This is a genomic window from Edaphobacter lichenicola, assembly GCF_014201315.1.
Lineage (GTDB): Bacteria > Acidobacteriota > Terriglobia > Terriglobales > Acidobacteriaceae > Edaphobacter > Edaphobacter lichenicola_B.
This window is the reverse complement of record NZ_JACHDY010000004.1, coordinates 222,759-246,122: the sequence shown is the minus strand read 5'-3', so window position 1 is coordinate 246,122 and position 23,364 is coordinate 222,759. Positions and strand designations below refer to the sequence as shown.

Sequence of the window (23,364 nt, the reverse complement as noted above, 5' to 3'; positions counted from 1 at the left end):
TCGATTTTTCCGGGCTTACAAATTGGTCGCAAGTTTGATTGGTCGCGTCTCACTATTTCAAGGTTGCGATTTCGAAGTTGCGATTGCAAAGTCTGAGACTTCAAAAAAATATCTGGGCACTCGTTCTTACTTTGCGGCACTTTGTCCTGGCGTCTGGTTCGCTTCAGAAAAGGAGAAGAATATGACGAGAGTCTTTCGCATCCTCGCTGTTCTGTCCGTGCTGTTGCTCGCCAGCCGATTCGGTTCCGCAGAGACGATCACCTTCGCGGGGCTGGCAAACAATATGCAACCGATCGTTCTCGATTCGGCCGGGCCGCTGAATTTTTATGAGTTTTATATCTTCGGCCAACTGGATCAAAACGAGATGGTCATTCCGGGAACCGAGTACATCTATGGCGGAGACTATCCCTTTGAGCCCGCTCCTTATCCCTATTCGCTTCCCTACTCGATCTTTACTCCGGAGTTTTATTCCACGTCCGGCGCAGCGTTTACGCTGAACAGCATGGAGATCGGGCTCGATCCAAGCGTTGAGTTTTATGGATACAGAAACGGCGTCCTGGTGCATCAGGGCAACACTGCAGATATCAATGCCGACGGGTTGCTCACCTTGAACTGGTCCAATATCGATGCGGTCGTCTTTCCTGACGTGGTGGGAGAGGGCATCGGGCTGAACATCGACAACATCACGATCAACGAGGCCGTGGTTCCTGAGCCATCCAGCCTTGTTCTGCTGGGCTCCGGGGTTGCAGGGCTGCTGGCACTGGCGCGTCGGCGGCTGCGGGCTTGAGCGCGATGTTGTCGGCTACTCTGTGGCGTAGAGACGGATGATGTAGGAGATCTGATAGAGGATCGACAAGGCCAGTAGCGTGAGCTGCGTGCGGCGATTTTTTGTGATCATCGCGATGACGCAGAGGACAAGATAAGCGGCGATTCGAATGGGGTACTCGAGGCCGAAGGAGTGGAGATACGCAGTGCCCTTGAGGCTGGTGTCGATGATGTCGGCAAGGAAGGTGGCGGCGAGAAAGCCGAAGAACCATTCGCGTCGTGAGAGGAAGTAGTCTTCGTAGCCGGTGTAGTCGTTCAGGTCCGACGGGAAGAGCAGAGTGCTGAGGAAGTAGAAGAGGATCGCGTAGAGGATAACGAAGAAGTAGATCGCGAAGGTCCACTGCTGCACCATGGCAAGACGAAACTCCCACCACCAGAAGTGAATGATCCAGAGCAGAAGCGATGCAGCCCAGCCGAGATGCAGGAGGGAGGCTTTGGCGCGTTTGGGATGCTGGACAAACTGCGCGAAGCCTTTGAGCAGAGTCGTGATCCCGAGGCCGACGATGATCGAGATGACGACTTTGACGTGCGAGTAGAGGTCGGGATTGGGTTGCGTGGGTGTTGTGGTCATCAGGGCGATCAACAGCAACAGCGTACCAGAGGGTTCGTGTCCGGCGAGTAGGGCTCGGCTGTTTTCTTCGCTGGTTAGCGCTTGCTGGTGTCGATCGGCCGGATGCGCTGCATACCGGCGGGAGCTGGCTTGAGGGGAGCGTCGGGCAGGTCTTCGGCGTCACCCTCGGGTGTGGCCAGGGTGTCGGGCTCGTTATCTTCCGGGCTGTCGGGAGAGTCGCGCGGATCGGGTTCGGGGTCGAGATTGGCAGGGGTCATAGGTCATCAGCCCTCCTCGGAGTCGTGGCGCTGCTCGCTTTGAATCTCGGCGTCGAGGGCGGGAGAGTCTTCGCCGTCGACGACCTGGTCGGTGTCGTAGTTCGGCGGTAGACCGGAGAGCCGGCCGTCTACGATGGCTTCGTCGGCTGCCGTCTCGCCGCCGGTAGTTTCGCTTCCGCTGCTGTCGTTACTTCCGCCGCTGTCGTTACTTCCGTTGCTGTCGCCGTCAGCCTGAGGCTCGGTCTGGTTCTTCTCCCGTTCGAGGTCGCTTGCGGACTCGGGTGCGTGGTGCTCCATGGGGATCTCCTCCTGCTCGGCCAGCTCGCCGGCCATCTTCTCAAACTCTTCGATGCTGGGAAGCTCGTTGATGTCTTTGAGGCCGAAGCGGAGGAGAAAATCGCGGGTGGTCTTGTAGAGAATGGGTCGGCCGATGACCTGCTTGCGGCCGGCGGTGGCGACGAGCTTGCGGGTCATCAGCGAGCCGAGGACGCCGCCGGAGTCGACGCCGCGAATCTCGGAGACCTCGGGGGCGGTGACGGGCTGCTTGTAGGCGACGACGGCGAGGGTTTCAAGGGCCTGGAGAGAGAGCTTCAGGGGTGGCTTGAGGCTCTTGACGAAGCCACGGACGGCGTCGTGGTACTCGGGTTTGGTGGCGAAGCGGTAGCCACCGGCGACCTCGCGGATCTCGAGGCCGCGCTCGGAGGTGGCGTAGTCGGCGATGAGCTGGTCGAGGATGGTGCGAAAGTATTCGCGGAGGCGGCGCTCCTTCTCCCTGGCTTCGCGGGCAAGCTTCTTCTCGTCCTTATCCGCGGGCGCGGGTTCGGCAGGGGAGTCGCTTCCCTGCTCAGTTGCGGCGGATGCTTCGGAGACCTGTGAGGCGTACTCTGCGGCTGACTCGGCGGGGTGGCCGGGCTGGGCTGGAGCTTCGCGGTCGGCTTTGGCGTCGGCTTCGAAGTCGGCTTCGAGATCGTCAGCCGTGCTCATGGCGGCGGCATCGGCGGCGGCGTGCTCGCGAAGGGCGCGGGCATGGGCTGCTTCCAGTGCGGCAGCCTCGTGCAGGTGGCGGTGGAGCTCTTCGGCGTGACGTGCGTTGAACTCGTCTTCCTGCGGCTGCGCTTCGGCGTGCGGCTCTGCTTGAGTGTGAGGCTCGGCCTGGGCGTGAGGCTCGGCCTGGTGCGAGACGGGGCCGAGGACCTCCGTGTTGAGATCGTCTTCGTCCAAGGAGCCGGCTGCGTCGTCGAGCGCCAGGGAGTGCTGCGCGGAGTCGAGGTGGTCCAGCTCGGCCTGGGCTTCGTGGCCGAGGAGGCCGGCCAGCTGGGCCAGCGTTACTGGTTCTTCTGAGGCGTAGATGACGGCTTCGATCTTTGCTTTAAGGCTCATAGTCTCGTTGGTGTACTTCTAAGCATACCAACGCGAAGGCTCCTCCTCCCTGCGACGCGGATAAGTCGTTGTAAAAGACTGCGTGGCCGGAGTTGCAGGCGATTCGAGGGCTACTGCGAGCGGGTGTGAGCGGCCAGTAAACGAGAAGGCCCGCTGCTTCGCGGACCTCTCTGTGCCGCGCTTTCTAAGGAGTTATTTCGTAAGCATATTGAAGACCCAGAAGAGGCAGCCCGAGAGCAGCGCCGCGACCGGGAGGGTGAAGACCCAGGCCAGGGCGATGTCGCGCAGGGTGGACATCTGCAGGCCGCTCTTGTTCGCGGCCATGGTGCCGGCGACGCCTGAGGAGAGCACGTGCGTTGTGCTTACCGGCAGGCCGTACTGGTCGGCGGCAAGAATGGTGAGCATTGCGACCAGTTCGGCGGAGAGCCCCTGTGCGTAGGTCAGGTGAGTCTTGCCGATCTTTTCGCCGACGGTGACCACGATGCGCTTCCAGCCGATCATGGTTCCGAGACCGAGCGCGAGGGCGACCGCGACCTTCACCCACGGCGGGATGAACTTAGTCGACCTGTCCAGCAGGCCCTTGTAGTTCTTGAAGATCTTCTGGTCGCCGTCGCTCACCTTGGGGCCGTACTTCGGCATCAGGCGGAGCGTCTCACTGGTGAGATACATCTGGTTGCGAACGTTGGCCTGCATGTTTGACGGCACCGCGCCGAGAGACTTGTACTGGGTGGCCTCGTTGCGGATGTCGCCGACCATCTCCTGCAGGGCAAGCATGGTGTGCGGGGTGAACTTGTGGGTGCTGACGAAGGACTCGAGTTCGGGGCCGCTGTCGCCCACCGTGGTGTTCGGATCGACATAGTTTCCGATTGCACCCATCACCTGCTGCGAGACCGCCGCGAAGGTCTGGACCTCATTGACGCCGACGGTGTGGTTCAGCGCGTAGGCGGTCGGAACCGTTCCCACCAGGATGAGCATGATGAGGCCCATGCCCTTCTGGCCGTCGTTGGAGCCATGGGCGAAGCTGACGCCGGTGCAGGTGAGCACCAGCAGCGCGCGGATGTAGAAGGGCGGGGGTTCTGTTCCCTTCGGAGCCTCGTAGAGGCGCGGATCCTTCAAAAGCGCCTTCAGCAGCAGGAAGACCAGAGCCGCGCAGCCGAAGCCGACCAGCGGAGAGATGAGCAGCGCCTTGAAAACCTTGGTGACCTGCTCCCAGTCGACGCCGCTGACACCACTGGTGCCGTGCATCAGCTGGTTTGCGACACCGACCCCGATGATCGAGCCGATCATGGTGTGAGAGCTCGACGCCGGCAGCCCCTTCCACCAGGTGGCGAGGTTCCAGAGGATGGCCGCGATGAGCAGCGCGAAGACCATCGCAAAACCCGAACCTTTGCTCACCTTCAGGATCAGCTCGACGGGCAGCAGGGAGATGATCGCGAAGGCCACGGCGCCGGAGCTGGTAAGCACGCCGATGAAGTTCCAGAGCCCGGACCAGACCACTGCGACGTGGGGCTCAAGCGCGTGGGTGTAGATGACCGTCGCGACCGCGTTGGCAGTGTCGTGGAAGCCGTTGACGAACTCGAACCCGAGCGCGATGAACAGCGCCAGACCCAGCAGAATAAAGGGAAAGACTGAGCTTTCATGGACGGGGAGAAGATCGGAGTAGAGGCGGTTGGCGATGTAGCCCAGACCGCCGATCAGCAGGATGCCGAAGATAATGCCGCCGATCTTGCCGGGGGACGACTTTCCCATCTTCTGGTCTAGTAATGAGCCAGTGGGGGGGATTACAGGAGTAGCCATAATAGATTCGCCTAGGATTCAAGATGAGTGCGTGAGGTGACGATAGGCCCGGTATGCGAATGGAGTGTTACAGGGATGTGAAACATAAGTTCTTTTGACCTCGCTAAAACCAGTGGCCCGGTAGAGACGAGCGGGGTGCGGAATGAGCCGATTACCGATTGTTTGCAAGAGTTTGCAGTGCGGTGCCAGCTTGGATAAGAGCAGCCGATCGCTCCCCAGACCGCAGGTCCGATCGTTCCCCCGGCGGCAGGCCATCACTGCGAGGGTGTAACGTAATCTCTGCGATCTGCACTATTCCCTCCAAACGGCGGTAGACCCGCTTTTAGCAGAGGCGTGGAGCTACAACTATCGTTCGTCGCCGCATCCAAAGACCGATACTATAATTCAGCTTTTCGAGGGTCCTTTCATGAAACGTCCTGCACACTGGCTTAGTGCCTCGGTCGCTCTCCTCGCCGCCGCTCTCTTTGTCTGTCCAAAACCGGCAGCCGCGAATTCGTACACCATCCTTGATCTGGGCACTGCCAATGGCCGGAACCTCGTTGGCATGGACACCGCCGGCGATGTGGTGATCTCCCAGAGCTACGGGTGCGGCTTTGCCAGCTTTACCTGTTACGTGACCTATGTCGATGGCGTGGCAGGGACGGCCAGTTCGTCTGCTCCGGACCTTGTCTATGACGACGGGACTCCGTGCAGCTCGACCCCGACGGGCTTCAACGCGTTGAAGAAGGTCTGCAATCAGGGCGTGGTTGGACTGGGGTCGGTGTTCAACCCGAATGGCAACAAAAACGGTACCTACATTGGGTCGGGAGACAATCTCCAATTTCTCAGTAATGGTTCGGCTGACCAGATATTTCTCAACTCGGTGGGGGACCTTGCCTGGACCGATGGGGCGGGTGAGGAGATCTTCGAGGCGATGGATCCCCCTGGTCCTGCGGTTTCGCCGATTCCCGAGCCGGGAAGCCTGTTGCTGGTAGGGACGGGTCTGTTATGGTTCACCGCTGCTGTTCGCCGCCGGGCGAATCGCTAGGCGCAAGTGCGCCCTGCGCGGGCCGCGGTCACTTCGTGACTTGTATACCCCTTCGGTTGGCGCTCCCGTTGGTCGCGAGCCATCTTCCTTTCCGACCAACGGGAGAGCCCACGGCGTTCGTTCCATCAAGACCGGTACACACGTCACGAAGTGACCGCGGCCCGCGCAGGGCGCCCGTCCGGCAGGACGAATAGCCTTAGCGCCAGTCGTCCCGGGCCTGAGCCTGATCGGTGAAGACCTGGTCGAAGTTTTCGGTCTTCTTGATGAGGATGTCGCCTTGAAGGGCCGGCTGATGAAGCAGCACAGCCTGCAGACGCACCAGTTCGAGCATTGCCAGGAACATGCAGATGAGCGCGCGCTCGGTGTGGGTGTTGTGGAGCAGGCGCTTGAGGCTGATCGGCTTGTCTTCCATCAACAGACGGCGTTTGACGTAGTCGATCATCTGCGCGACGGTGACCGACTCCTCATCGACGTTGAGGATGGGGCGCTCGCGCAGACGGAGGAGGATGTCCTGAAAGACGCGGACGAGGTCAACGGTGTCGGCGTCGATCTCGCGGTCTTCGTCAAGGGTGGGAGCGCCAGCCTCTCCAATGTCGCGGCGGAAGTTTTTGAGGCCGGAGTTGGTCCAGGTGGCCTCTTCGATCTGCTGCTTCTGCAAGAGCATCTGGGCTGCGGCTTTGAAGCGCTCGTGTTCGAGGAGACGTTCGACCAGCTCGCGGCGCGGGTCTTCCGGGTCGCCGCTGAGCACGTCCGAGGGATCGCGGGGCAGCAGCGTCTTCGACTTGATGTGGATCAGCAGCGAGGCCATGTAGATAAACTCGCCCGCAGAGTCGACGTCGACCTGTTTGAGGTGATAGGTGTACTCGAGAAACTGGCTGGTGATGCGCGCGATGGGGATGTCGTAGATGTCGATATTCTGCTTGCGGATCAGGTCGAGGAGGAGATCGAGCGGACCGTCGTAGACCTGGCCGACGGTGACGGAGAAGGGCGACTGCGAGGCCTCCTCTTTTTCCTTGTCCTTGTCCCTGGCGACGCGCTTTGGATCGGGCGCCGGGGAGGGGACAGGCGGATGCTGGAGAGCGAAGGGCTCAGCGGCCTCGGAAGCAGGAGGGGTCTCCTCCGGCGCGAGTTCGGACGAGACCTCCGACGACAGTTCGACCGGCGCAGCGGCGACGGCTTCAGAGGCATCGCCTTCCACAGCGGGCACCGCCCTCTCTTCGGCGTTGGCCGCGTCGGGGTTTGATTCGTGAGGTAGGGTTTCGTCGGGCATGGCGGTTACTCCAGGCCGATAGCCTGCCGGACGTGCTGCAGGGTCTGGATGGCGCGTTGGCGGGCGCGGGCGGAGCCATCCCATAAGATGGCGTCGACCTGGCCGGGGTCAGCTTCGAGGGCGCGTCGGCGCTCCTGGATCGGGGCGATCTCGCGGACGATCGCATCTGCAACCCAGCCCTTGCACTCGATGCAGCCGATGCCCGCGGTCGTGCAGCCCTCGCGGACCTTCTGCTGGGTCTCTTCAGTGGAAAAGACTTTGTGCAGATCGAAGACGGGACAGATGTCTGGATTGCCGGGGTCGGTGCGGCGGATGCGCGCCGGGTCGGTGACCATGGTCTTCAGCTTGGCGCGGAGGTCGGCCTCAGGCTCGGAGAGCATGATGGTGTTGCCGTAGCTCTTGGACATCTTGCGGCCGTCGAGACCGGGGAGCTTGGGCGAGGGCGTCAGCAAAACCTTTGGCTCGGGCAGGATGCCGTTTACGACGGTATTGGCGGAGAGCTCAGCGGCGAGAATCTCCCTGTCGGAGCGGTCTTCGCGAGCCTTCTCGATGGCGGGAGTTGGCTGCGAGCAGTAGAGGGCGTTGAAGCGGCGGGCGACCTCGCGGGTCAGCTCGACGTGAGCGACCTGATCCTGTCCGACGGGGACGTAGTCGGGCTGGTAGAGGAGGATGTCCGCGGACTGGAGCAGAGGATAGCCGAGGAAGCCGTAGGTGTTCAGGTCCTTCTCGCGGAGCTGCTCCTGCTGGTCTTTGTAGGTGGGGACGCGCTCGAGCCAGGGCAGCGGCGTGAACATGCTGAAGAGGGTGAAGAGCTCTGCGTGCTGGGGAACGTGCGACTGGATGAAGATGGTGCACTCCTCCGGGTCAAGACCAGCGGACAGAAAGTCCAGGGCCACGTCGCGGATGCTCTGGCGGAGGGTGGTGGGGTCGGCGTAGTCGGTGGTAAGGGCGTGGAGGTCGGCGATGAAGAAGTAGCAATCGTACTGGCGCTGGAGCTGAACCCAGTTGTAGAGCGCGCCCATGTAGTTGCCGAGGTGGAGACGACCGGTGGGCCGCATGCCGCTGAGGACGCGGGGACGTGAAGATGGCTGTAAAGATGTCAGGGAGTCGTTGGTTTTTTCAGTCATTGCGATCAAGAGCTAAGGGTAAATGATTCGGGCCGGATAATGTGGCGGCGCAATGTGTTCGTCTGGAGTTTCGATGAGTTGGAAGCTAATGGCTGAAGAGGAAGGTGTCGAACGCTATCTGAAGTGGGGTAAGGAAGATACGGAAGATGAAGCTGCCACCAATCAGCATGATGAATATCATGCCGAACATCCCGATGCGATCGTAGACCTGGAGCGCTCTGTAGGGGAGGAAGTGTCGGAGGATATGGCTGCCATCGAGGGGCGGAACTGGAATGAGATTGAAGACGAAAAGTATGAGGTTAAGGAGAATGACGTAATAGAGGAAGAGCGCGATGGGAAATAACTGCGGGAGATTTTCTGTGGAGACTCCTGGATAGTGATGCGCTAGCGCCATTGCGGTAATGACAGCGACGCTTCCACCCGCCACTGCGTGCTTAATGAGGATGAGCAGGCACAGAGCGACCGTCGCAGAGAGAAGATTGCTGGCTGGACCTGCCAGAGAAACCAAGATGTCGTCGCGTTTGTAGTTTTTAAAGTTGCGAGCAGTAACTGGAGTAGGTTTCGCCCAGCCGAAGAGCATACCGCCATACACCAAACCAATGATGGGAAAGAGGACGGAGCCGAAGGGGTCGAGGTGCTTGAGGGGGTTGAGCGTGACGCGTCCGAGCATCTTGGCGGTGGGATCGCCGAGACGCCAGGCGGTCCAGGCGTGGGCCGACTCGTGGATGCTGAACGCCAGGACCAGAACGACGACCTGAAAGACGATGAGGACAACTTCCTGATTCATACAGGCTCGAGTTTACTGAAGTTCGCGTGAGGAGACCGTAAAGATGCTGTAGCGTTCAAGCAGTCCTCTCTCGCAAAAGCTGCGAGAGAGGACTGCAAGTGCTTCGTAGTGGCGAATCTGCAGGTTGCCGCTGCGGCTAGAGCGTTTCGGCGGCGAGGACGGAGGCCTGCTTGCGGATCTTTGCCTTGGCAGGGATGCCGACCGAGACGGTCTCCTGGGGCACGGGTTTGGTGGCGAGTGCCATGGCTCCGAGCATGGCGTCTTCGCCGATGTTGGCTCCGGCGAGGACGGTGGCGTGATAGGTGACGCGGGCGCGGGGGCCCAGCTCGGTCGTCTTGTTGGTGATGTTCGATTGATTGTTGATGTCGTGGGTGTGCGAGTAGACGTTGGCGTAGTCGGAGACGCTGGTGCCCTCATGCAGGATGATCGCGCCACGGTCGTCGAGCAGGACATTCTTGTGGATGGTGCAGGAGTCTTCGATGGTGAGGTTGTAGCCGTAGGTGAACTCGACGTTGTGGAAGATTTTGACGTGCTTGCCGAGGTGGCGAAAGATGTGGCGGCCCAGCATGCAGCGGAAGCGGAAGCCCAGCCAGTGGTTGAGGCCGAGGGGGGAGCGGTCGAACATCTGCCAGAACCAGATGAGCGGCTTACGGATGGCGTACTGCTCGGCGTCGATGTCGCCGTAGTACTCGGGTTCGAGCGTGATGTTGCGGGGGTCGAAGCTCTCGGAGAGGGAGTACATTGCGAGTTCGCTGTTGAGGACTGCCTTGATGTGCCCGCCGTGGGGGCGGCCGAAGTAGATCTGGTAGAGCTCGTCGCGGACGACCTCGGAGCGGCGGTCGGGCGATTGCTGCCGGGTGAACTCGTCGTTGAGCTTGGCGAGCCAGCGACGATAAAGGGCCTCAGCTTCGGGAGTGGGTTTGAGTTCGCGGTAGGTGTGGATTGGCATAGTTCCCTCGCTGTCTTTCGTCCGGGGTCGGACTGGCGAATCTTTGGTTCGCCTATTCTATGGCGAAGACGGCATAGACGGTTGCGGTTTTTTCTATCTGGCGTGGATTGATGGCGAGAGGAGCGACCTTCTGGTCCATTGCCATTCCCGCGACCCCAGCACGCATGAGGGGACGCGGCGGTTCCGCCTGGGTTTCGTTGCTGGCGTAGAGGAGTGTGCCAAGTTTTGCGTTGAGTCCTTTTGCCATCTCTTCGGCGACGACTCGGGCGCGCTGGAGCGCTTTGGCTGCGGCTTCGGACTGTGGAGCGTTCTCGTCCTTGAGGCTCCAGTCGATCTGTCCGGATTGGTTCGCCCCGGCTTTTACAGCGAGATCGAGGACTTTGGCGGCGTCGTTGGCGTTGGTCCGGACGGTCCAGCTCTGGGTGACCTGGAACTTGCGCTGGGCCTTCTCGGCTGGGGTGAGCTTGTCGATCTGATACTCCTGCACCGGGGAGACGTTTTGATTTTCGCTCCCAATGGAGTCGTTGGGGATGCCGGCGGAGGTGAGGGCCTTGACGATGGCGTTGGAGGCGCGGGAGCCGGCGGCGTAGGCAGAGTCGCTGTCCGGGCCGTAGGCGATGAAGCCGATGTGGAGGGTGGCGACGTCGGCGAGGACGAGGACCTTGTCGGTGGCTGTGATCGCGATGGTGCGATTTTCCTTGTTGACCTGAATGGTCTGGGCGGAGACAGTTGCGGCCGTTGTGGCCAGGAAGGCGGCGGCGAGGGCGACGAAGGCGAGGCGGAGGATGGTCATTGATCTTCTCCTGAGGAGTTGAGCAGGTCGGCCAGGGTGGGCTTGTGTTTGGGACTGGCGGCCAGCTTTTGTTTGGGGTCGGGAAGGACACGCTCTGGGGGCGGAGTGCCGACGCGCTCGCGGGCGTTGGCCTTGACGGCCTTGATCTTGGAGAAGACCTGCTTTTTGGGCTTGCTCATCCGTCTTCCTTCCTGCATTGGTTCCGGGCTCGGAAGCCCCTCGTGATTATGCATGACTCTTGCTTGTGAGGGGGCATCTAAGGCAGGATTGCAGAAGAGATTCGACCTCAGGTTGGGGTCGAGAATCGGATGAGGTGCTGGATGGAAGAGCGGGACTTTTTTGATGAGCGGGCGGAGCAGCGGACTCATGTGATGACCTGTCCCCACTGCGGGCAACAGGGGGAGTACCAGATCGAATGGGTGGTGCGAAGGAAGAAGGCGCAGCTTCCGAGGGGTGCCGACGATCGCGACCGGGCGCGTTTTGCCAAGGCTCAGAGTTATATGGTTCGCCGCGATGATCCGATGGGGTGCAAGAACGTCCGGTGCCGCAAGCGGTTCGACGTGGTGGGAATTCAGTCGGTCGCATTTATTTAGCCGATCGCGGTGGTGCCTAAGCTGATTTGGGCTGACGACAAAGACTTTTTGCGCTGGTTCGGTTGATCCGGGCAGGCTGTGATTTAATACAAACTTAGACCGATGCTCCAGGAGCCTTTGCCTGGCTCGGGTTGCAAGTTGAACAGGAAAGACCAGGGAGACCAAGAACGCGATGGCGAATGCACTGCTTCCAATCGAAGAACGCAACTTGACGCCGGATGATGTGGAACGACTGGATAAACGCCGTCGTCGCGGCCAACTCTTCCTGGTGCTCTGCTTTCAGAGCCTGATCGTGGCTACCCTGCTGACGTTGTGGAGCGGACAGGACCTGACTTTGTCGCCGGGCTGGGCTCATCCGGTCGTTTACTGGAATGCGATCACCTTCACCGCGGCGCTGGTCTTCGGCATCGTAGGGATTCGATTGAAGCGCGGCAGCAACGAGTTTCTCAGCTACTGAAACTAACCGGACGCGCGCCAACTCTTAATGTTTTCTATATAACTTAAGAGTTGGGCGTTTTAGAAATGCTGTTGCCAATCGCCGAGATGCTGATATGCTGCGCGTTAGAGTTGGACGACGCTGATATTGGCTGCAACGGCGTTCCACTTAGAGGTATCCCGGTCGCTGAGTTGGTGCTGCGGCAGTAGCCGCACTCGGGAAGACACACACGTATCGCAACAAAACATGAAATTACAAAAACGGCCACACGATTGCGTGCGGTTTGAGCGTGATCGTCTGATCCTTTGATTTTGCAGAGATTTCCGGCCCATGTTGCTTCGCTTCTTGAGCCATTGCATCTAAAGTTTGTATAGGAATTACGTAGTTGGATCCGGGTACGTCTCTTGATGATTGGCGATGGAAATACCGCGATTCTGGAGCTGGAAGAGCAGGCTATTCAGTTTCCGGGACGGCTACGAGACAAGTTTGGCAGGTCCATCACTGACCTGCGTGTCTCGGTGACTGACCGCTGCAACTACAAGTGCGTCTATTGCCGGACTGGGAACGAAGGAGCGCAGTTCACCGAACTCTCAATTGAAGACTACCTGCGGATGGTCCGGGTCTTCGTCTCATTGGGAGTGGAGAAGATAAGGCTGACCGGCGGAGAACCTCTGTTGCGGTCGGGCCTGGTGGAGATGGTTCGCGAACTGGCCGAGATGCGGACGGCATTCCTGCCGGATGGAAGCCTGGCCGGCGATCTTGGCAATCCGTTGGACATCGCCCTGACCACGAACGGGCATCTGCTGGAGGGACTGGCCCAGCCGCTGAAGGATGCGGGGCTGAATCGTGTGACGGTTAGCATGGATGCGGTGGATGCGGAGACCTTCAGCGCGATCACACGCGTTCCGCGGAGCTATGAAAAGGTGCTGGCGGGAGTTCGTAAGGCTCAATCGGTGGGGCTGGGACCGGTAAAGGTGAACTGCGTGCTGCTGCGCGGGTTCAATGATGGACAGATCGAGCAGTTCGCGGAGTTCTCGCGGCGTGAGGGACTGATCGTTCGGTTCATCGAGTGGATGCCTCTGGAGGAAGACCGAAGCTGGAAGAGGGAGTCTGTCGTTTCGATGGACGAGATTGTGGAGCGGCTGAATGCGTTCCGTCCCCTGGTGGAGCTGACTCCGCATGCGGCTAGCGAGACGGCGAAGCGGTTCACCTTTGACGATGGCTTGGGGGAGATAGGCATAATTGCGCCGGTGTCGCGCCCCTTCTGCGGGCATTGCAGCCGCGTGAGACTGACCTCGGATGGGAAGATACGGACTTGTCTGTTTTCGCAGAGCGACCACGACCTGTATGGCGAGATGGTGCGGGGCGGAACGGATGAGGAGCTGGCTGCGTACATTCGCAGGATCGTGATGCGGAAGGAAGCACGTCATCACATCGGCGAGCCGGGTTTTGAAAAGCCATCGCGCAGTATGGTTCATATCGGCGGATGAACACCGCACTCGTTGTGCCGTCAGTCGTGGACTTGTTGAATTATTAGGGGAGCTATGAGAGGCTGATATGTAATATGTGCAAAAAACTGCACATATTACATAAAAACTGCACATATCCATGAGGACAGCGATTGAAGGACAGACGTCAGTTTGAAGTGATCGAAAGTCGTCAAATGGATCACCTTCGCGTGTTCCATGACGTTGCGCGCGCGCTGACTTCGAGCCTCGAACTGGAAGAGATTCTGGGGGCCATCATGAACAAAATGGCCCAGTTCTTCGGACCCGAGCGCTGGTCGCTGCTGATGGTGGATGATAAGTCAGGCGAACTGTACTACGCGATTGCGGTAGGAGAGAACGCTGAGAGCCTCAAGGGGCTGCGGGTACCGATGGGGGAAGGAGTTGCCGGTTGGGTGGCGGCAACGGGAAATCCTCTGGTAGTGCCGGACGTGGCTCTTGATCCGCACTGGTCCGCGTTTGCGAATAAGCATCCTGACCTGAAGATCCAGTCGATTGCCTGCGTGCCGGTGCGATCCGGGGACAAGACACTGGGCGTGATTCAACTGCTGAATAGCAAGCTCGACCTGCTGTCGGAGCATTCGATCTCCTTTCTGCGAATTCTGTGCGACTACGCGGCGATCGCGATTCAGAACGCCCGGTCGATGACACTGATTCAGGAGTTGACCATCACAGATGACGTGACGGGACTTTTTAATGCACGGCACCTGTACACCATGCTCGAAGAAGAAGTGGCTCGGGGGCAGGTATTTAGTTTGATGTTCGTCGATCTGGATCACTTCAAGTCGGTGAATGACACCCATGGCCATCTGATTGGAAGCCGGCTGCTGGCGGAGATTGGCGGGTTGATGAGGCGGAGCCTGGGGCCGAACAACGCGGCGTTTCGCTATGGGGGGGATGAGTTTGTCGCACTGCTGCCGGGGATGGGGAAGGCAGCGGCAAGCGGGACCACGATGGCGCTGTGCGAGGATCTGAGGTCGTCACGCTTTCTGGAGGGTGCAGGGCTTTCGCTCAGCCTCTCGGGAAGCTTTGGGCTGGCGAGCTATCCCGAGGACGGGAATACGGTTCAGACGATTCTGCGGGCGGCCGATACGATGATGTATGAGGCCAAGAAGACGCGGGATAACGTCGCGGTGGCGGGCAAGGGTATGATCGGACGCGCTGAGACGGCCAAACCCGTCGGTTCGCGTCGGGAAGTCTCGGGAATGTTCCTCGAGCGAGACTCCATTCCTCGCAACTAGGCGATTTTTCTTCTAAATCTCTTCTAAATTACTGACTATGCTTGGGCTAACTTGGGCCGTGGTGTTCTAGCGTTACCGCCCGGCGGGGTTCGGGCTTCAGGACGTCGCGATTTTCAGGGGATACGGGGTGGACTCCGAAGTCCCAGACGCCGAGGTTGACGGCTTTGTCGGAGAGGACCTCCATGAGGGCGAACTCGCCGAAGTCCAGGGGCTCCCTGGGGGTTATCTTTAGCCAGTGGCCGCCGGGCAGCAGCTCGGTGGTGGTTTCGACTACATCTTCCTGGCGCTGGACCCCGCCGAGGAGGCCGATGCGGAAGCTGGCGATGACCCGGGCCCCCCGGCGGACGTCGGCGCGGACGATGACGTAACGGCTGTTGGGGGAGCCGCCGCTGGGGTCGTTCCCGGCTCGGGTGGTGGCTCCGTGGGTGTCGACGGTCAGGGGCGTGCCGGCTGTTGAGCCTACGCTCTCGTCGCCGATGCGGAGGTAGAGGACGGGGTCTTTGACGTGGAGTTGGATGGGCGAGGACTCGCCTTTGAGCTCGACGATCTGGTGGGAGGCGGAGAGGGGGTTGACGGCGGCTTTGAGGAGGTTGTGGCCAGTGTTTCGATTGAGGTCGCTGTCGGTCTGGGCGAGGGGGACCAGTTCGGGGGTGCCGCGGTAGGTGTCGAGGGCGAGGGTGCTGTCCTGTTCGGGGAGGCGGAGGTCCTTGGCGACCTCGGGGGTGAGGGCGGCGCGGTCGGCTTCTTCTTTGAGGAGTTCGGGGTCGATGGCGGGGGGCTGGGGGTTGTCGGGGCTGGCGGTGGGCTGGGAGTGCTGGCGGTCCCAGCGTTTGGTGGCGTCGAGGTCCACGAGGGAGAGGGGGATCTCCTCTTCGGCTCCGCCGCGCTCGGCGCTGATGTAGTGGACTACGTTGCCGACGATGCGGTAGCTCATGATGATCTGGTAGCTGCCGTCCTTGAGGATGAGGCGGGTGCGGTGCGGGGCCACGTCATCGGGCTGGAGGACGGTGGTATGTTGCAGCAAAGCGTGGAGAGATTGTGGCGCGCTGATGGTGGCAGCGAGGAGAATTGCGGCGAGTTTTGTGGTGCGGCGTGGATGTTCCATCGGGTGATTCCACAGTTTAGACGCAGAGTCGGATTTTTCGGAGTGGAGCCACCCCCTCCCCCCTGGGGGGTGGGGTATTTTGCGGCGAAGTCTCTTCTTTTGTTTGGTTTGCGGGAGGGCTGTGTCGGCAAAACATTCCATCGAAAGGACTTGCGTGCAAAATATTCAAAAGAAAAGGGTTATTTTGGCTTTTGGCGCAAAAGAAACCCCGGGCTTCCCCGAGGTGTGTCTTCTGTGTTCCATTGCTTTGGTCTTATCTTCCATTATAGCGGTTGGGACGGGGGGACTACGCCACGCGAATCTGCCCGTCTGGAGCGGGTTTTGAGCGTTCAGGGGCTTGACAGGTAATTCGGCGCGTTCGAGGCAGCTTATATGCAACCTGACGATCTCGCGAGATTTCGCGCAAGTGCTTTCGGGTCTGGGAGGAATTAAATAGTGGGTTAACTTCCTGCTTGCCCGTTATTCGGGACCGATCGGTAGAGTAGCCGAGGTGTCCTCTTAGGCCGGGGAGTTCTCGACGCAGCTTCATCCATGTGAAGACGATTTTTGCGACAGACGCACGCCTGAGAGCGAAGTGAACAGCGGACAGGGCGGAGCCATCCTGCCTCCCGCATGACGTATGGCGAGCGCTAAGGCCGACGTCCCCAAGCCGTCCAGAGGATCGGCGATGGCATCATGAAGCCCGGATCGTCCAGGCCAGCGAGGTCTTGATTGAAGTCTGCCTCCGTGATGTAACCGGCATCGATCATCGTACTGCGAAGCTGTTCATAGTTCGACCGCAGAAGAGAGACTCCCGAGGATCCGCTGTGCCACATGAAAGTACGCCCCTCTGCGTTTACGTCAACAAGTCCATGGGCGCGCAGCCGTCCAAAGAGCCGGCGTCCGAATCTCCGATCAACTCCACGGCTATCCATGGTCCGCGCCATCGCAACGTATGTCTTTGAATAAACCTCTTCGGGATATGCAGATGAAACCAGATCGATGGAGCTGTCGAACTCTTCGTCGACGAGCCAACCTCCCGGCTTCAGAGCGGCGACCATGCGGGCCAGGGCTTTTTCGCGTTCCGGAAGATGCAACAACACCAGGCGCGAATGCACGAGATCAAAGGCGGCCTCGGGCAACGGATCGGTGGCAATATCATGCCGGCGCACCTCGAGGTTGAGGGCCTGTAAGGATTCAAGGAAGCGCGGGTCAATATCGGTAACAAGGACGTGTCCGGCAGGACCCACGCGGGCAGCGAGCCAGGTAGCGACGGAGCCGCCACCGCCGCCGACCTCCAGGCAGTGCCAGCCGGAGCTGACGCCGCGTTCCTCCAGATGACGGATGGTTCCCGGATCCAACATCGCTGCGAGCGCGGAGAATCGCGCAGAAGCCTCTCTGCCGGCATTATCGAGCAGGTAGGCCTGGCCTGGAGGACCTCCAGTGGCACCTGGTTCGTTGTGTTCCATAGGTCCTCCTTGAGATTGAGCTCGTCAGTCGGGCAGTTGCTCACCTTTGGGCTCAGGCAACCAGAAACTTCCGATCAAGCCGGCCACACAGGCCAGCAGCGCGACGGTGCCAGCTGAATAGGCAAGGCGAGCGCCTGCACCTGAGCCGGGCATCACGTTGGCGAGCTGGGTTGTGGCGAGAGCGGCAGAGACCCCGATGGTCTTGCCTCCGATGTTCACCGCGAAACTCTCGCCTGTGCCTCGCAAATGTGTTGGATAAACTCTGGGCAAATAGTTTCCCCAAAAGCTGTGGAGCGCGTTAAAGAGCAGGGTGGCGAGGAAAACTCCAACCCGGAGTAAAGCCAGGCTGTGCGTTGCCGCATAGAAAAAAAGCCACGAGATAGCAATCAGCATTGGCCCAAAGCAGATGCGCAGGCGACGGCGTTGCGTCACGACTCGGACGACCAGCAGGGCGAAGATCGCGCGGCCAGTCAGGCTGCCGAGCTCTTGAAACATTTGCACATTGCTAACCGTTTGCTCTACCTGTCGCGGTGCGAGATTTCGCACTTCGGCAAGCCCGGGGACAATGCGAACGGTATGCTGTAGCGCTCCATACCCCAGGGCAATAGAACACGCCACCAATAATGTGGTGATCAGGGTGGTCCTTCGTAGTGCGGGGCGGAAGAGCTCCCGGATGCGGGGCCGCTTTAAAGTTCCCTGGGATCTCTTCTCTCGCCAGACCGGCGATTCGGGCAGGAATGGCCGAACGAAGATCAGCGGAATCGCAGGAATGATTCCGGAGAGCAGAGTGTAACGCCAGGCCTCATGGCCGTCGCGGATGGCGGGGAATCGTTCCGCGTAGGTGACGGCGAGGTAATAGGCGCCTACTACCATCAGGCCTCCTAATGCGTAGAAGGACTGGGTGTAGGCCAGGACGGACTCCCGCTGTTTCGGATGGGGGAACAGCTCCGCCAGCCACGCGAGCGCTGCCACATATTCGACGCTCACGCCGATCATCGTAGTGCAGCGAAAGACCACGAGCTCCGGCACCGAAGCGGCATAACTTGCCGCGCACGCCGAGAAGGCATAGAGCAAGATGCTCCAAACCAGCACGCGGCGGCGGCCAAGAAGATCCGTCAGATAACCACCGAGGAGCCCGAAGACGCCACCAATCGCAACGGGAATAAAGAACAACAGCCCGACCCAGAGGTTGAACGCTGGAGTCCCCGGGTTCAGGTCTCCGAGACTGGTCAGCGCGGGCCGCACAATTAGCGCCAGCATCAGAGTCTCGTAAAGATCAAAAGCAAAACCGAGGCACGCGACAGCACAGATCAGCCACTGGATCGGCGTGAGGCGAGGAGCACCGGGGATCGCTTCCCTTAGCATATGTGTGGAATGGTGCAGCGCGATTGCCCAGCGTTGCTCAAAACTGACTCGGGAATCGGGGCTGAGTGATATCTAGCCCCAGGGCCACCCAGCTGTCAATCCAATCCCCAGTCGAGCGCCGTTTCTCTCGGGGGTAGGAAGTGTGGTCAGCCACATGCAGAAAGGCGATTACTCCCGAGTGGTCGGGAATCCGGAAGTAATCCTGCGGCTAATCGCTCGCGGTCTGCTTTGGAGCCGGGAGCCATACGATTGGAGGTTGAGGTATTTCGATTGCTATACAAGAAAATCAGTGTGGAAGTGATCGTCGTTGCCGATGAGGCCGAGGCCGTTGTCGCGGAGTTGAACGCCGCACTCGATGGGCTGGAAGAGAGCCACACACTCTTCGGTGGTGGGATAGAGACCGTCGCTTTCGAGCATCCGGGAAAACGAAGGAGATCGGCGCTCGCACACACGATCGCCGCCGGCGAGACGGTCGTTGGTGCTCTCAAGACCGCACGTGACGGCATGACGGTTGCTCTCCGCGCAGTTATCTGATGTAGGCCGTCTCGCGAAGCGCGGGACCTATAGAGCAACGTTGAGAAGCACGGTGCAGACGGTCCTGCCTGGAAGATCGCCCCGAGAACGGAGAGGCGCTCAGCAAATCAAAGCCTTATCAGATGGAGCCCCATCCAACTCGCAGAAATCGTCTCGAACGGGGCCCCATACAGAGGATTCACAAAGCAAAAGACGCATTAACGTTCATCGTGATCCTTCGGATGCGGGATGCACGGATTGGTTCGGGGGCCACTGCTGTTCTGGCCGAAGAACCAATACAAATTCGAGGCGCCATACTGCGCATCGCGGCCAAAAGTATTGAAGTCCGGGTTTGTGAAGTTTCCGAAGACCAGGGTGCAGTTTTCGCGGTCATCGTAGCTGTCGTCATTGCCTCCGTTCTTTGTTATCGCATAGAAGGGATAGAACTGTGCGCCCACTGGCGGGACGACGCAGCCGACTCCGTTAGGTTTGCAGGTGCTCTCCGAGGCTGCAACATCGGTCTCGATTTGAATGATTGGAAAGGGCTGGTCGTATTTGCCAGTATCGTCAGACGGACTGAGTGGGCCGATGCCGCCACCTTTGGCAGACTGGATTGCAATCGAAGTGGCGTTGTTGCGCGTGCCATCTGGCCAGTCGAACAAGTAGGAGCTACCGTCAAAATCGATGTCCCCTCCTGTCGCGAAGTTGAAGCAGCCAGCGACCGTGGGTCCTGGGAAGCACGGCGCGTCATCGGAGTCGTTGTCGCCATGGGCGCCGGGGGTGAAGTGACCGAGTTCCATGGAAAAGTTGACGTTGGCTTGCAGTGCGGCCCAGGAAGTAAAGTTGCCAAACTTCGCAGTGTCGAACTCAGGGTGGAAGCTGAAGTTGGTCCCGACGCAGGTGTTCGGATTCGTGGTCTGGTAGCCGTTGTGGGCGCTGGCTACCATGAACCCGGACTGACCCGTGGTCAGATCCTGGATCATCGTCATCACGCCTCCCAAGACATCTCCGGGTACGTCGAGGATGGTGACGCGCAGCCGATCGCCCTGGTTCATCAGTAAGGTGCGACTGTTTGGAATGAAGCTCGCGTCAGTAACAGTGTTAGGACCAGGCGGCCCGATAGGAATTCCATCGGTCTGGATGAACGCAAAGTTCGTAGTCTCAGTGCAATTGGGATTGAGGTTTCCGTTATCCATATTTTCGAGACTGTTAATGTGCAGCGACGCACACCAGTGGGTCAGGTCGCAACTGATCTGGGTGATAAAGGGGGGATTGCCGGGGGGATAGAACTGCATCTCGAGGAATGCAGACCCAGCGGAGGTGGGATTGTTCTTGTCGCTATCCGGGATGCAGGGTCCGCGCACAAAACCTGAATTAGGATCGCAGAGCGCCATAGAGAGCCAGAAAGTGATGAAGTTCTCGAAAGACTGTGTTGCCGGCACGGGGCGTTCACGCGGCAACGTGAACTCCCATTGAACATTATTACCGGAGTGAGGAACTGTTGAGATGAAGCCGACACTGGGCTCGTCATGCCCGATGTAATGACCGTTATCGAAGCCGCGTTGGCCGTATTCATCGTGAAAGTCAGTGCAAATATCCTGTGGTCTGAGTGGTTTTTGAATTTTGCTATGGCCATTACAGTCCAGGCCGCCGAAGGGCTTGAACGACTGAGCTAGTGAAGCGGACGAGAAGATCAACAAGCTCAGGGCCGCATTAACGAGAAGCATTCTGCGTGCCACGGACATGGCAAACACCCCGCTCTGTGAATTAAGAAGCCGGTGGCCCAAGGTCGCTAATTGGTATAGCACCGTAGATACCGACCGTCAATTCGGCAGCACACTTAGTCAGAAAATTAATCCGCGAATCGTCGAAGACGGGGTTTGTGCGAGCGCCGGTTGACTCCTGTAGACGACCAGTCTATTATCGATTGGTTATGAGCACTACCCCCTCAACTCGCGATCATCTGCTTGCGGTGGGGCTCGAACGGCTTCGTTCGACCGGGTATACCGCGACCGGGGTGAAGGAGGTGCTTGATCTGGCAAAGGTGCCGAAGGGCTCGTTCTATCACTACTTTCCGAGCAAGGAAGAGTTTGCCGTGGAGGTGTTTCATCTTTACGCGAAGGGCGAGGCGGAGAGGACGGCGCGGGTGCTTGGGGCTCGCAAGGTTGCTCCTTTGAAGCGGCTGCGGCTATATTTCGAGGAGTTGATCTCGGTCTATGGGCAGGGCGGCGAGATCAGCGGATGTTTGATGGGGAGCCTGAGCCTGGAGGTGGCGGACCACAGCCCCAGGATGCGGTCGGAGCTGCAGGGGGTCTTTGCGGTCTGGCAGAAGGGCATCGCGGATGTGCTGCGGGAGGCGATTCAGCGGGGGGATCTGGCGAAGTCTATGCAGCCGGATGCGCTGGCGGCGTTTCTGCTGAACAGCTATGAGGGGTCGCTGATACGGATGAAGGCGGAGAAGAGTGACAGGCCGCTCGAGAACTTCCTTCACTTTGCGTTTGATGTTTTGTTGAAGAAGTAGGCTGACCCTGCGCGCTTGAGTTTGGGGATAAGCCTCCCCTGCTGTTGGGCTATGATCGAGTCGATCGTGCGCGGAATATCTTTTCCAAGAGTGACTACGATGCGAACCCGGATGCGAACTCGCTTCACCTCGTCTGTTGTGACGCTTGCGCTGCTGTCGACGGTGGGCTTTGCTCAGGCCGACCATCACGGCGCTCCCGAGAAGTTGGGGACGGTGAGTTTCGGCACGTCGTGCAGCAGCGCAGTGCAACCGCAGTTCAATCGGGCGGTGGCGCTGATGCATTCGTTTCAGTTTGCAAGTGCGATTGAGGCGTTCCATACGATTCTTGGGAGCGATCCGTCGTGTTCTATGGCTTACTGGGGTATCGCATTGAGCGACTGGGGCAATCCGTTCGCTTCGGGTCTCAAGTCGCAGGCACAACTTGATGCGGGCCTGAAGGCAGTCGAGCAGGGACGAGGATTACCTCCTAAGACTGAACGTGAGCTTGCTTATCTTGAGGCCGTTGCGCATCTCTATACCGATAGTGCGACCGTCGATCAGCGCTCTCGGAAGGTGGCCTATGAGAGCGCGATGGCTGCGGTGAGCGCTGCTTACCCTGCGGACACGGAGGCAGCCATCTTCTATGCGCTGGCGGTGTCCGCCGCCGCAGATCCGGCTGATAAGACTTATGCCCGTCAGCTGAAGGCTGGCGAGATTCTGGATCGCCTGTACGTTCAGTATCCCGATCATCCTGGGCTGGCGCACTACATCATTCACACGTATGACGTTCCGCCGCTGGCTGCACGGGCGGCTGGGGCGGCGCAGCACTACAGCGAGATTGCGCCTTCGACTCCTCACGCGTTGCATATGCCCTCGCATACATTTACGCGAGTGGGCGACTGGCAGGCTTCGATTGACGCTAATGTTTCCTCTGCGGCTGCGGCGCGCAATGCCGGACAGCCGGCGGACGAGTTGCATGCCAGCGATTATCTGGAGTACGCCTATCTGCAGACGGCCCAGGACAACGCTTCGAGGCGGGTGGTGGAGTCGGCTGATCAGATTTTTTTGCGCTTCGATCCGAAGATACAGATTGGTGGAGCGGGCGGGCCGGTGGCGGCCTACTTTGCGAGGGCGGCGATACCTGCTCGATACGATCTGGAACGGCGGGATTGGGCCAACGCTGCAAAGCTCCAGCCGCTGCAAAGTCCGTTCCCTTACACCGAGGCCATGACTTACTTTGCCCGAGGCCTGGGGGATGCGCATTTGAAGGACACTGCGGCGGCACGTGCTGCAATCGACTCTCTGGCGCAGTGCCGCGACCGGCTGAACACGATGAAAGAAAGCTTCTGGGCGAACCAGGTGGAGATTCAGCGGCTGGAAGTGGTCGCATGGCTCGAGTCTTCGCAGGGGCACTCCGAGGACGCATTGGCCGGGATGCGCAGAGCTGCCGAGATGGAGGATGCGACCGAAAAGAGTGTGGTTACGCCGGGGCCGCTCGCTCCGGCACGCGAGCTGCTGGGAGATTTGCTGCTGGAGTCGAAGCGACCCGCTGAAGCGCTCGTGGAGTTTGAAGCGACGCTCAAGAGGGAGCCGAATCGCTTCTGGTCGCTCTATGGGGCGGCTACGGCGGCGAAGAGAGCAGGCGATCAGGAGAGGGCGAAGAGGTACTTCAACGAGCTGCTCAAGATTGCCGTGCGTGCCGATCAGCCTGGGCGCCGGGAGCTGGTCGAAGCGCGCGGAGTGGCCAGGCAGGATTAGCAGAGTTACGCCTTAGAGAACTTTCTTTAGCGAGAGTATCTTTTTTGAATCTACTAACCAACCGGTCTACTCTAACGAAGCGAATCAGTTTTCTGGTTCACACCTTCGCAGTACGGA

The 23,364-nt window shown here is 59.6% G+C and carries 24 protein-coding genes; 10 read left to right on the top strand and 14 right to left on the bottom strand.

The window, feature by feature from the left end; all coding sequences use genetic code 11:
- Positions 1–181: 181 nt before the first annotated feature.
- Positions 182–787: a PEP-CTERM sorting domain-containing protein gene (locus tag HDF09_RS14535; protein WP_183767569.1), complete on the top strand. Its 606-nt coding sequence runs from the start codon at positions 182–184 to the stop codon at positions 785–787.
- 15 nt (positions 788–802) lie between these two features.
- Here the strand turns inward: HDF09_RS14535 and HDF09_RS14530 are convergent, their stop codons facing one another.
- The 4 genes from HDF09_RS14530 to HDF09_RS14515 all read right to left on the bottom strand — a co-directional run bounded on the left by HDF09_RS14530 (position 803) and on the right by HDF09_RS14515 (position 4,830).
- A complete protein-coding gene (locus HDF09_RS14530) occupies positions 803–1,396 on the bottom strand; it encodes a hypothetical protein (protein WP_183767567.1) in 594 nt (197 codons plus the stop codon).
- A 74-nt stretch (positions 1,397–1,470) separates the two neighbouring features.
- Positions 1,471–1,653 carry a hypothetical protein gene (locus tag HDF09_RS14525; RefSeq protein WP_183767565.1) on the bottom strand — a complete coding sequence of 61 codons (183 nt, stop codon included), beginning with the start codon at positions 1,651–1,653 and terminating at the stop codon, positions 1,471–1,473.
- Between the two features lie 6 nt (positions 1,654–1,659).
- Positions 1,660–3,033: an SMC-Scp complex subunit ScpB gene (gene scpB / locus HDF09_RS14520; RefSeq protein ID WP_183767563.1), complete on the bottom strand. Its 1,374-nt coding sequence runs from the start codon at positions 3,031–3,033 to the stop codon at positions 1,660–1,662.
- A gap of 192 nt (positions 3,034–3,225) precedes the next feature.
- On the bottom strand, positions 3,226–4,830 hold the full coding sequence (locus HDF09_RS14515) for an inorganic phosphate transporter (RefSeq protein WP_183767561.1): 1,605 nt from the start codon (positions 4,828–4,830) through the stop codon (positions 3,226–3,228).
- 406 nt (positions 4,831–5,236) lie between these two features.
- Between HDF09_RS14515 and HDF09_RS14510 the strand changes: the two genes are divergently transcribed.
- Positions 5,237–5,857 carry a PEP-CTERM sorting domain-containing protein gene (locus tag HDF09_RS14510; RefSeq protein WP_183767559.1) on the top strand — a complete coding sequence of 207 codons (621 nt, stop codon included), beginning with the start codon at positions 5,237–5,239 and terminating at the stop codon, positions 5,855–5,857.
- 196 nt (positions 5,858–6,053) lie between these two features.
- Here HDF09_RS14510 and HDF09_RS14505 read toward each other — a convergent pair whose 3' ends face one another.
- From HDF09_RS14505 to HDF09_RS14480, 6 genes are all read right to left on the bottom strand, one after another.
- Positions 6,054–7,127: a segregation and condensation protein A gene (locus tag HDF09_RS14505; RefSeq protein WP_183767557.1), complete on the bottom strand. Its 1,074-nt coding sequence runs from the start codon at positions 7,125–7,127 to the stop codon at positions 6,054–6,056.
- A 5-nt stretch (positions 7,128–7,132) separates the two neighbouring features.
- The gene (gene trpS, locus HDF09_RS14500) at positions 7,133–8,254 is read right to left on the bottom strand and encodes a tryptophan--tRNA ligase (protein WP_183767547.1); all 1,122 of its coding nucleotides are present in this window, start codon (positions 8,252–8,254) and stop codon (positions 7,133–7,135) included.
- A gap of 85 nt (positions 8,255–8,339) precedes the next feature.
- Positions 8,340–9,041, bottom strand: coding sequence for a site-2 protease family protein (locus HDF09_RS14495; RefSeq protein ID WP_183767545.1), 702 nt, complete (start codon positions 9,039–9,041; stop codon positions 8,340–8,342).
- A gap of 136 nt (positions 9,042–9,177) precedes the next feature.
- The gene (locus HDF09_RS14490; protein ID WP_183767543.1) at positions 9,178–9,990 is read right to left on the bottom strand and encodes an acyltransferase; all 813 of its coding nucleotides are present in this window, start codon (positions 9,988–9,990) and stop codon (positions 9,178–9,180) included.
- A 52-nt stretch (positions 9,991–10,042) separates the two neighbouring features.
- Entirely contained in the window at positions 10,043–10,783 is a 741-nt protein-coding gene (locus HDF09_RS14485; RefSeq protein WP_183767540.1) for an SIMPL domain-containing protein, read from the bottom strand.
- Positions 10,780–10,962, bottom strand: a complete 183-nt coding sequence (locus HDF09_RS14480; RefSeq protein ID WP_183767538.1) for a hypothetical protein — start codon at positions 10,960–10,962, stop codon at positions 10,780–10,782. The genes HDF09_RS14485 and HDF09_RS14480 overlap by 4 nt, the downstream gene beginning before the upstream one ends.
- 141 nt (positions 10,963–11,103) lie before the next feature.
- Between HDF09_RS14480 and HDF09_RS14475 the strand changes: the two genes are divergently transcribed.
- From HDF09_RS14475 to HDF09_RS14460, 4 genes are all read left to right on the top strand, one after another.
- The gene (locus tag HDF09_RS14475) at positions 11,104–11,376 is read left to right on the top strand and encodes a hypothetical protein (protein WP_179586243.1); all 273 of its coding nucleotides are present in this window, start codon (positions 11,104–11,106) and stop codon (positions 11,374–11,376) included.
- A gap of 172 nt (positions 11,377–11,548) precedes the next feature.
- The gene (locus tag HDF09_RS14470; protein WP_183767536.1) at positions 11,549–11,833 is read left to right on the top strand and encodes a hypothetical protein; all 285 of its coding nucleotides are present in this window, start codon (positions 11,549–11,551) and stop codon (positions 11,831–11,833) included.
- Positions 11,834–12,219: 386 nt separating this feature from the next.
- Complete coding sequence (moaA, locus tag HDF09_RS14465; protein ID WP_183767900.1) at positions 12,220–13,302, top strand: GTP 3',8-cyclase MoaA; 1,083 nt, start codon at positions 12,220–12,222, stop codon at positions 13,300–13,302.
- Positions 13,303–13,475: 173 nt separating this feature from the next.
- Entirely contained in the window at positions 13,476–14,558 is a 1,083-nt protein-coding gene (locus HDF09_RS14460) for a GGDEF domain-containing protein (RefSeq protein WP_183767534.1), read from the top strand.
- A 46-nt stretch (positions 14,559–14,604) separates the two neighbouring features.
- Here the strand turns inward: HDF09_RS14460 and HDF09_RS14455 are convergent, their stop codons facing one another.
- From HDF09_RS14455 to HDF09_RS14445, 3 genes are all read right to left on the bottom strand, one after another.
- On the bottom strand, positions 14,605–15,663 hold the full coding sequence (locus HDF09_RS14455) for a hypothetical protein (protein WP_260181325.1): 1,059 nt from the start codon (positions 15,661–15,663) through the stop codon (positions 14,605–14,607).
- Between the two features lie 629 nt (positions 15,664–16,292).
- The gene (locus HDF09_RS14450) at positions 16,293–17,111 is read right to left on the bottom strand and encodes a class I SAM-dependent methyltransferase (RefSeq protein ID WP_183767532.1); all 819 of its coding nucleotides are present in this window, start codon (positions 17,109–17,111) and stop codon (positions 16,293–16,295) included.
- A gap of 24 nt (positions 17,112–17,135) precedes the next feature.
- Entirely contained in the window at positions 17,136–18,371 is a 1,236-nt protein-coding gene (locus HDF09_RS14445) for an MFS transporter (RefSeq protein WP_406704750.1), read from the bottom strand.
- Between the two features lie 354 nt (positions 18,372–18,725).
- Here HDF09_RS14445 and HDF09_RS14440 point away from each other — a divergent pair, with 354 nt between their 5' ends.
- Positions 18,726–19,010, top strand: a complete 285-nt coding sequence (locus HDF09_RS14440; RefSeq protein ID WP_183767528.1) for a hypothetical protein — start codon at positions 18,726–18,728, stop codon at positions 19,008–19,010.
- A 197-nt stretch (positions 19,011–19,207) separates the two neighbouring features.
- Here the strand turns inward: HDF09_RS14440 and HDF09_RS14435 are convergent, their stop codons facing one another.
- On the bottom strand, positions 19,208–20,449 hold the full coding sequence (locus HDF09_RS14435; RefSeq protein ID WP_183767526.1) for a hypothetical protein: 1,242 nt from the start codon (positions 20,447–20,449) through the stop codon (positions 19,208–19,210).
- Between the two features lie 69 nt (positions 20,450–20,518).
- Between HDF09_RS14435 and HDF09_RS14430 the strand changes: the two genes are divergently transcribed.
- The 3 genes from HDF09_RS14430 (at position 20,519) to HDF09_RS14420 (ending at position 23,247) form a co-directional block, all read left to right on the top strand.
- On the top strand, positions 20,519–20,665 hold the full coding sequence (locus tag HDF09_RS14430; protein ID WP_183767524.1) for a hypothetical protein: 147 nt from the start codon (positions 20,519–20,521) through the stop codon (positions 20,663–20,665).
- 257 nt (positions 20,666–20,922) lie between these two features.
- Positions 20,923–21,510 (top strand): TetR/AcrR family transcriptional regulator, encoded by a 588-nt coding sequence (locus HDF09_RS14425; protein ID WP_183767522.1) that lies wholly within the window; start codon positions 20,923–20,925, stop codon positions 21,508–21,510.
- Positions 21,511–21,609: 99 nt separating this feature from the next.
- Positions 21,610–23,247, top strand: a complete 1,638-nt coding sequence (locus tag HDF09_RS14420) for a tetratricopeptide repeat protein (RefSeq protein WP_183767520.1) — start codon at positions 21,610–21,612, stop codon at positions 23,245–23,247.
- Positions 23,248–23,364 lie beyond the last annotated feature (117 nt).

Coding starts and splice junctions, on each gene's coding strand:
- HDF09_RS14495 (WP_183767545.1), bottom strand. CDS start 9,041: ATGAATCAGGAAGTTGTCCTCATCGTCTTTCAGGTCGTCGTTCTGGTC.
- HDF09_RS14510 (WP_183767559.1), top strand. CDS start 5,237: ATGAAACGTCCTGCACACTGGCTTAGTGCCTCGGTCGCTCTCCTCGCC.
- HDF09_RS14515 (WP_183767561.1), bottom strand. CDS start 4,830: ATGGCTACTCCTGTAATCCCCCCCACTGGCTCATTACTAGACCAGAAG.
- HDF09_RS14470 (WP_183767536.1), top strand. CDS start 11,549: ATGGCGAATGCACTGCTTCCAATCGAAGAACGCAACTTGACGCCGGAT.
- HDF09_RS14475 (WP_179586243.1), top strand. CDS start 11,104: ATGGAAGAGCGGGACTTTTTTGATGAGCGGGCGGAGCAGCGGACTCAT.
- HDF09_RS14430 (WP_183767524.1), top strand. CDS start 20,519: ATGCCCGATGTAATGACCGTTATCGAAGCCGCGTTGGCCGTATTCATC.
- HDF09_RS14535 (WP_183767569.1), top strand. CDS start 182: ATGACGAGAGTCTTTCGCATCCTCGCTGTTCTGTCCGTGCTGTTGCTC.
- scpB (WP_183767563.1), bottom strand. CDS start 3,033: ATGAGCCTTAAAGCAAAGATCGAAGCCGTCATCTACGCCTCAGAAGAA.
- HDF09_RS14490 (WP_183767543.1), bottom strand. CDS start 9,990: ATGCCAATCCACACCTACCGCGAACTCAAACCCACTCCCGAAGCTGAG.
- trpS (WP_183767547.1), bottom strand. CDS start 8,254: ATGACTGAAAAAACCAACGACTCCCTGACATCTTTACAGCCATCTTCA.
- HDF09_RS14445 (WP_406704750.1), bottom strand. CDS start 18,371: ATGCTGGCGCTAATTGTGCGGCCCGCGCTGACCAGTCTCGGAGACCTG.
- HDF09_RS14480 (WP_183767538.1), bottom strand. CDS start 10,962: ATGAGCAAGCCCAAAAAGCAGGTCTTCTCCAAGATCAAGGCCGTCAAG.
- HDF09_RS14455 (WP_260181325.1), bottom strand. CDS start 15,663: ATGGAACATCCACGCCGCACCACAAAACTCGCCGCAATTCTCCTCGCT.
- HDF09_RS14425 (WP_183767522.1), top strand. CDS start 20,923: ATGAGCACTACCCCCTCAACTCGCGATCATCTGCTTGCGGTGGGGCTC.
- HDF09_RS14420 (WP_183767520.1), top strand. CDS start 21,610: ATGCGAACCCGGATGCGAACTCGCTTCACCTCGTCTGTTGTGACGCTT.
- HDF09_RS14505 (WP_183767557.1), bottom strand. CDS start 7,127: ATGCCCGACGAAACCCTACCTCACGAATCAAACCCCGACGCGGCCAAC.
- HDF09_RS14530 (WP_183767567.1), bottom strand. CDS start 1,396: ATGACCACAACACCCACGCAACCCAATCCCGACCTCTACTCGCACGTC.
- HDF09_RS14460 (WP_183767534.1), top strand. CDS start 13,476: ATGGATCACCTTCGCGTGTTCCATGACGTTGCGCGCGCGCTGACTTCG.
- moaA (WP_183767900.1), top strand. CDS start 12,220: ATGATTGGCGATGGAAATACCGCGATTCTGGAGCTGGAAGAGCAGGCT.
- HDF09_RS14450 (WP_183767532.1), bottom strand. CDS start 17,111: ATGGAACACAACGAACCAGGTGCCACTGGAGGTCCTCCAGGCCAGGCC.
- HDF09_RS14485 (WP_183767540.1), bottom strand. CDS start 10,783: ATGACCATCCTCCGCCTCGCCTTCGTCGCCCTCGCCGCCGCCTTCCTG.
- HDF09_RS14525 (WP_183767565.1), bottom strand. CDS start 1,653: ATGACCCCTGCCAATCTCGACCCCGAACCCGATCCGCGCGACTCTCCC.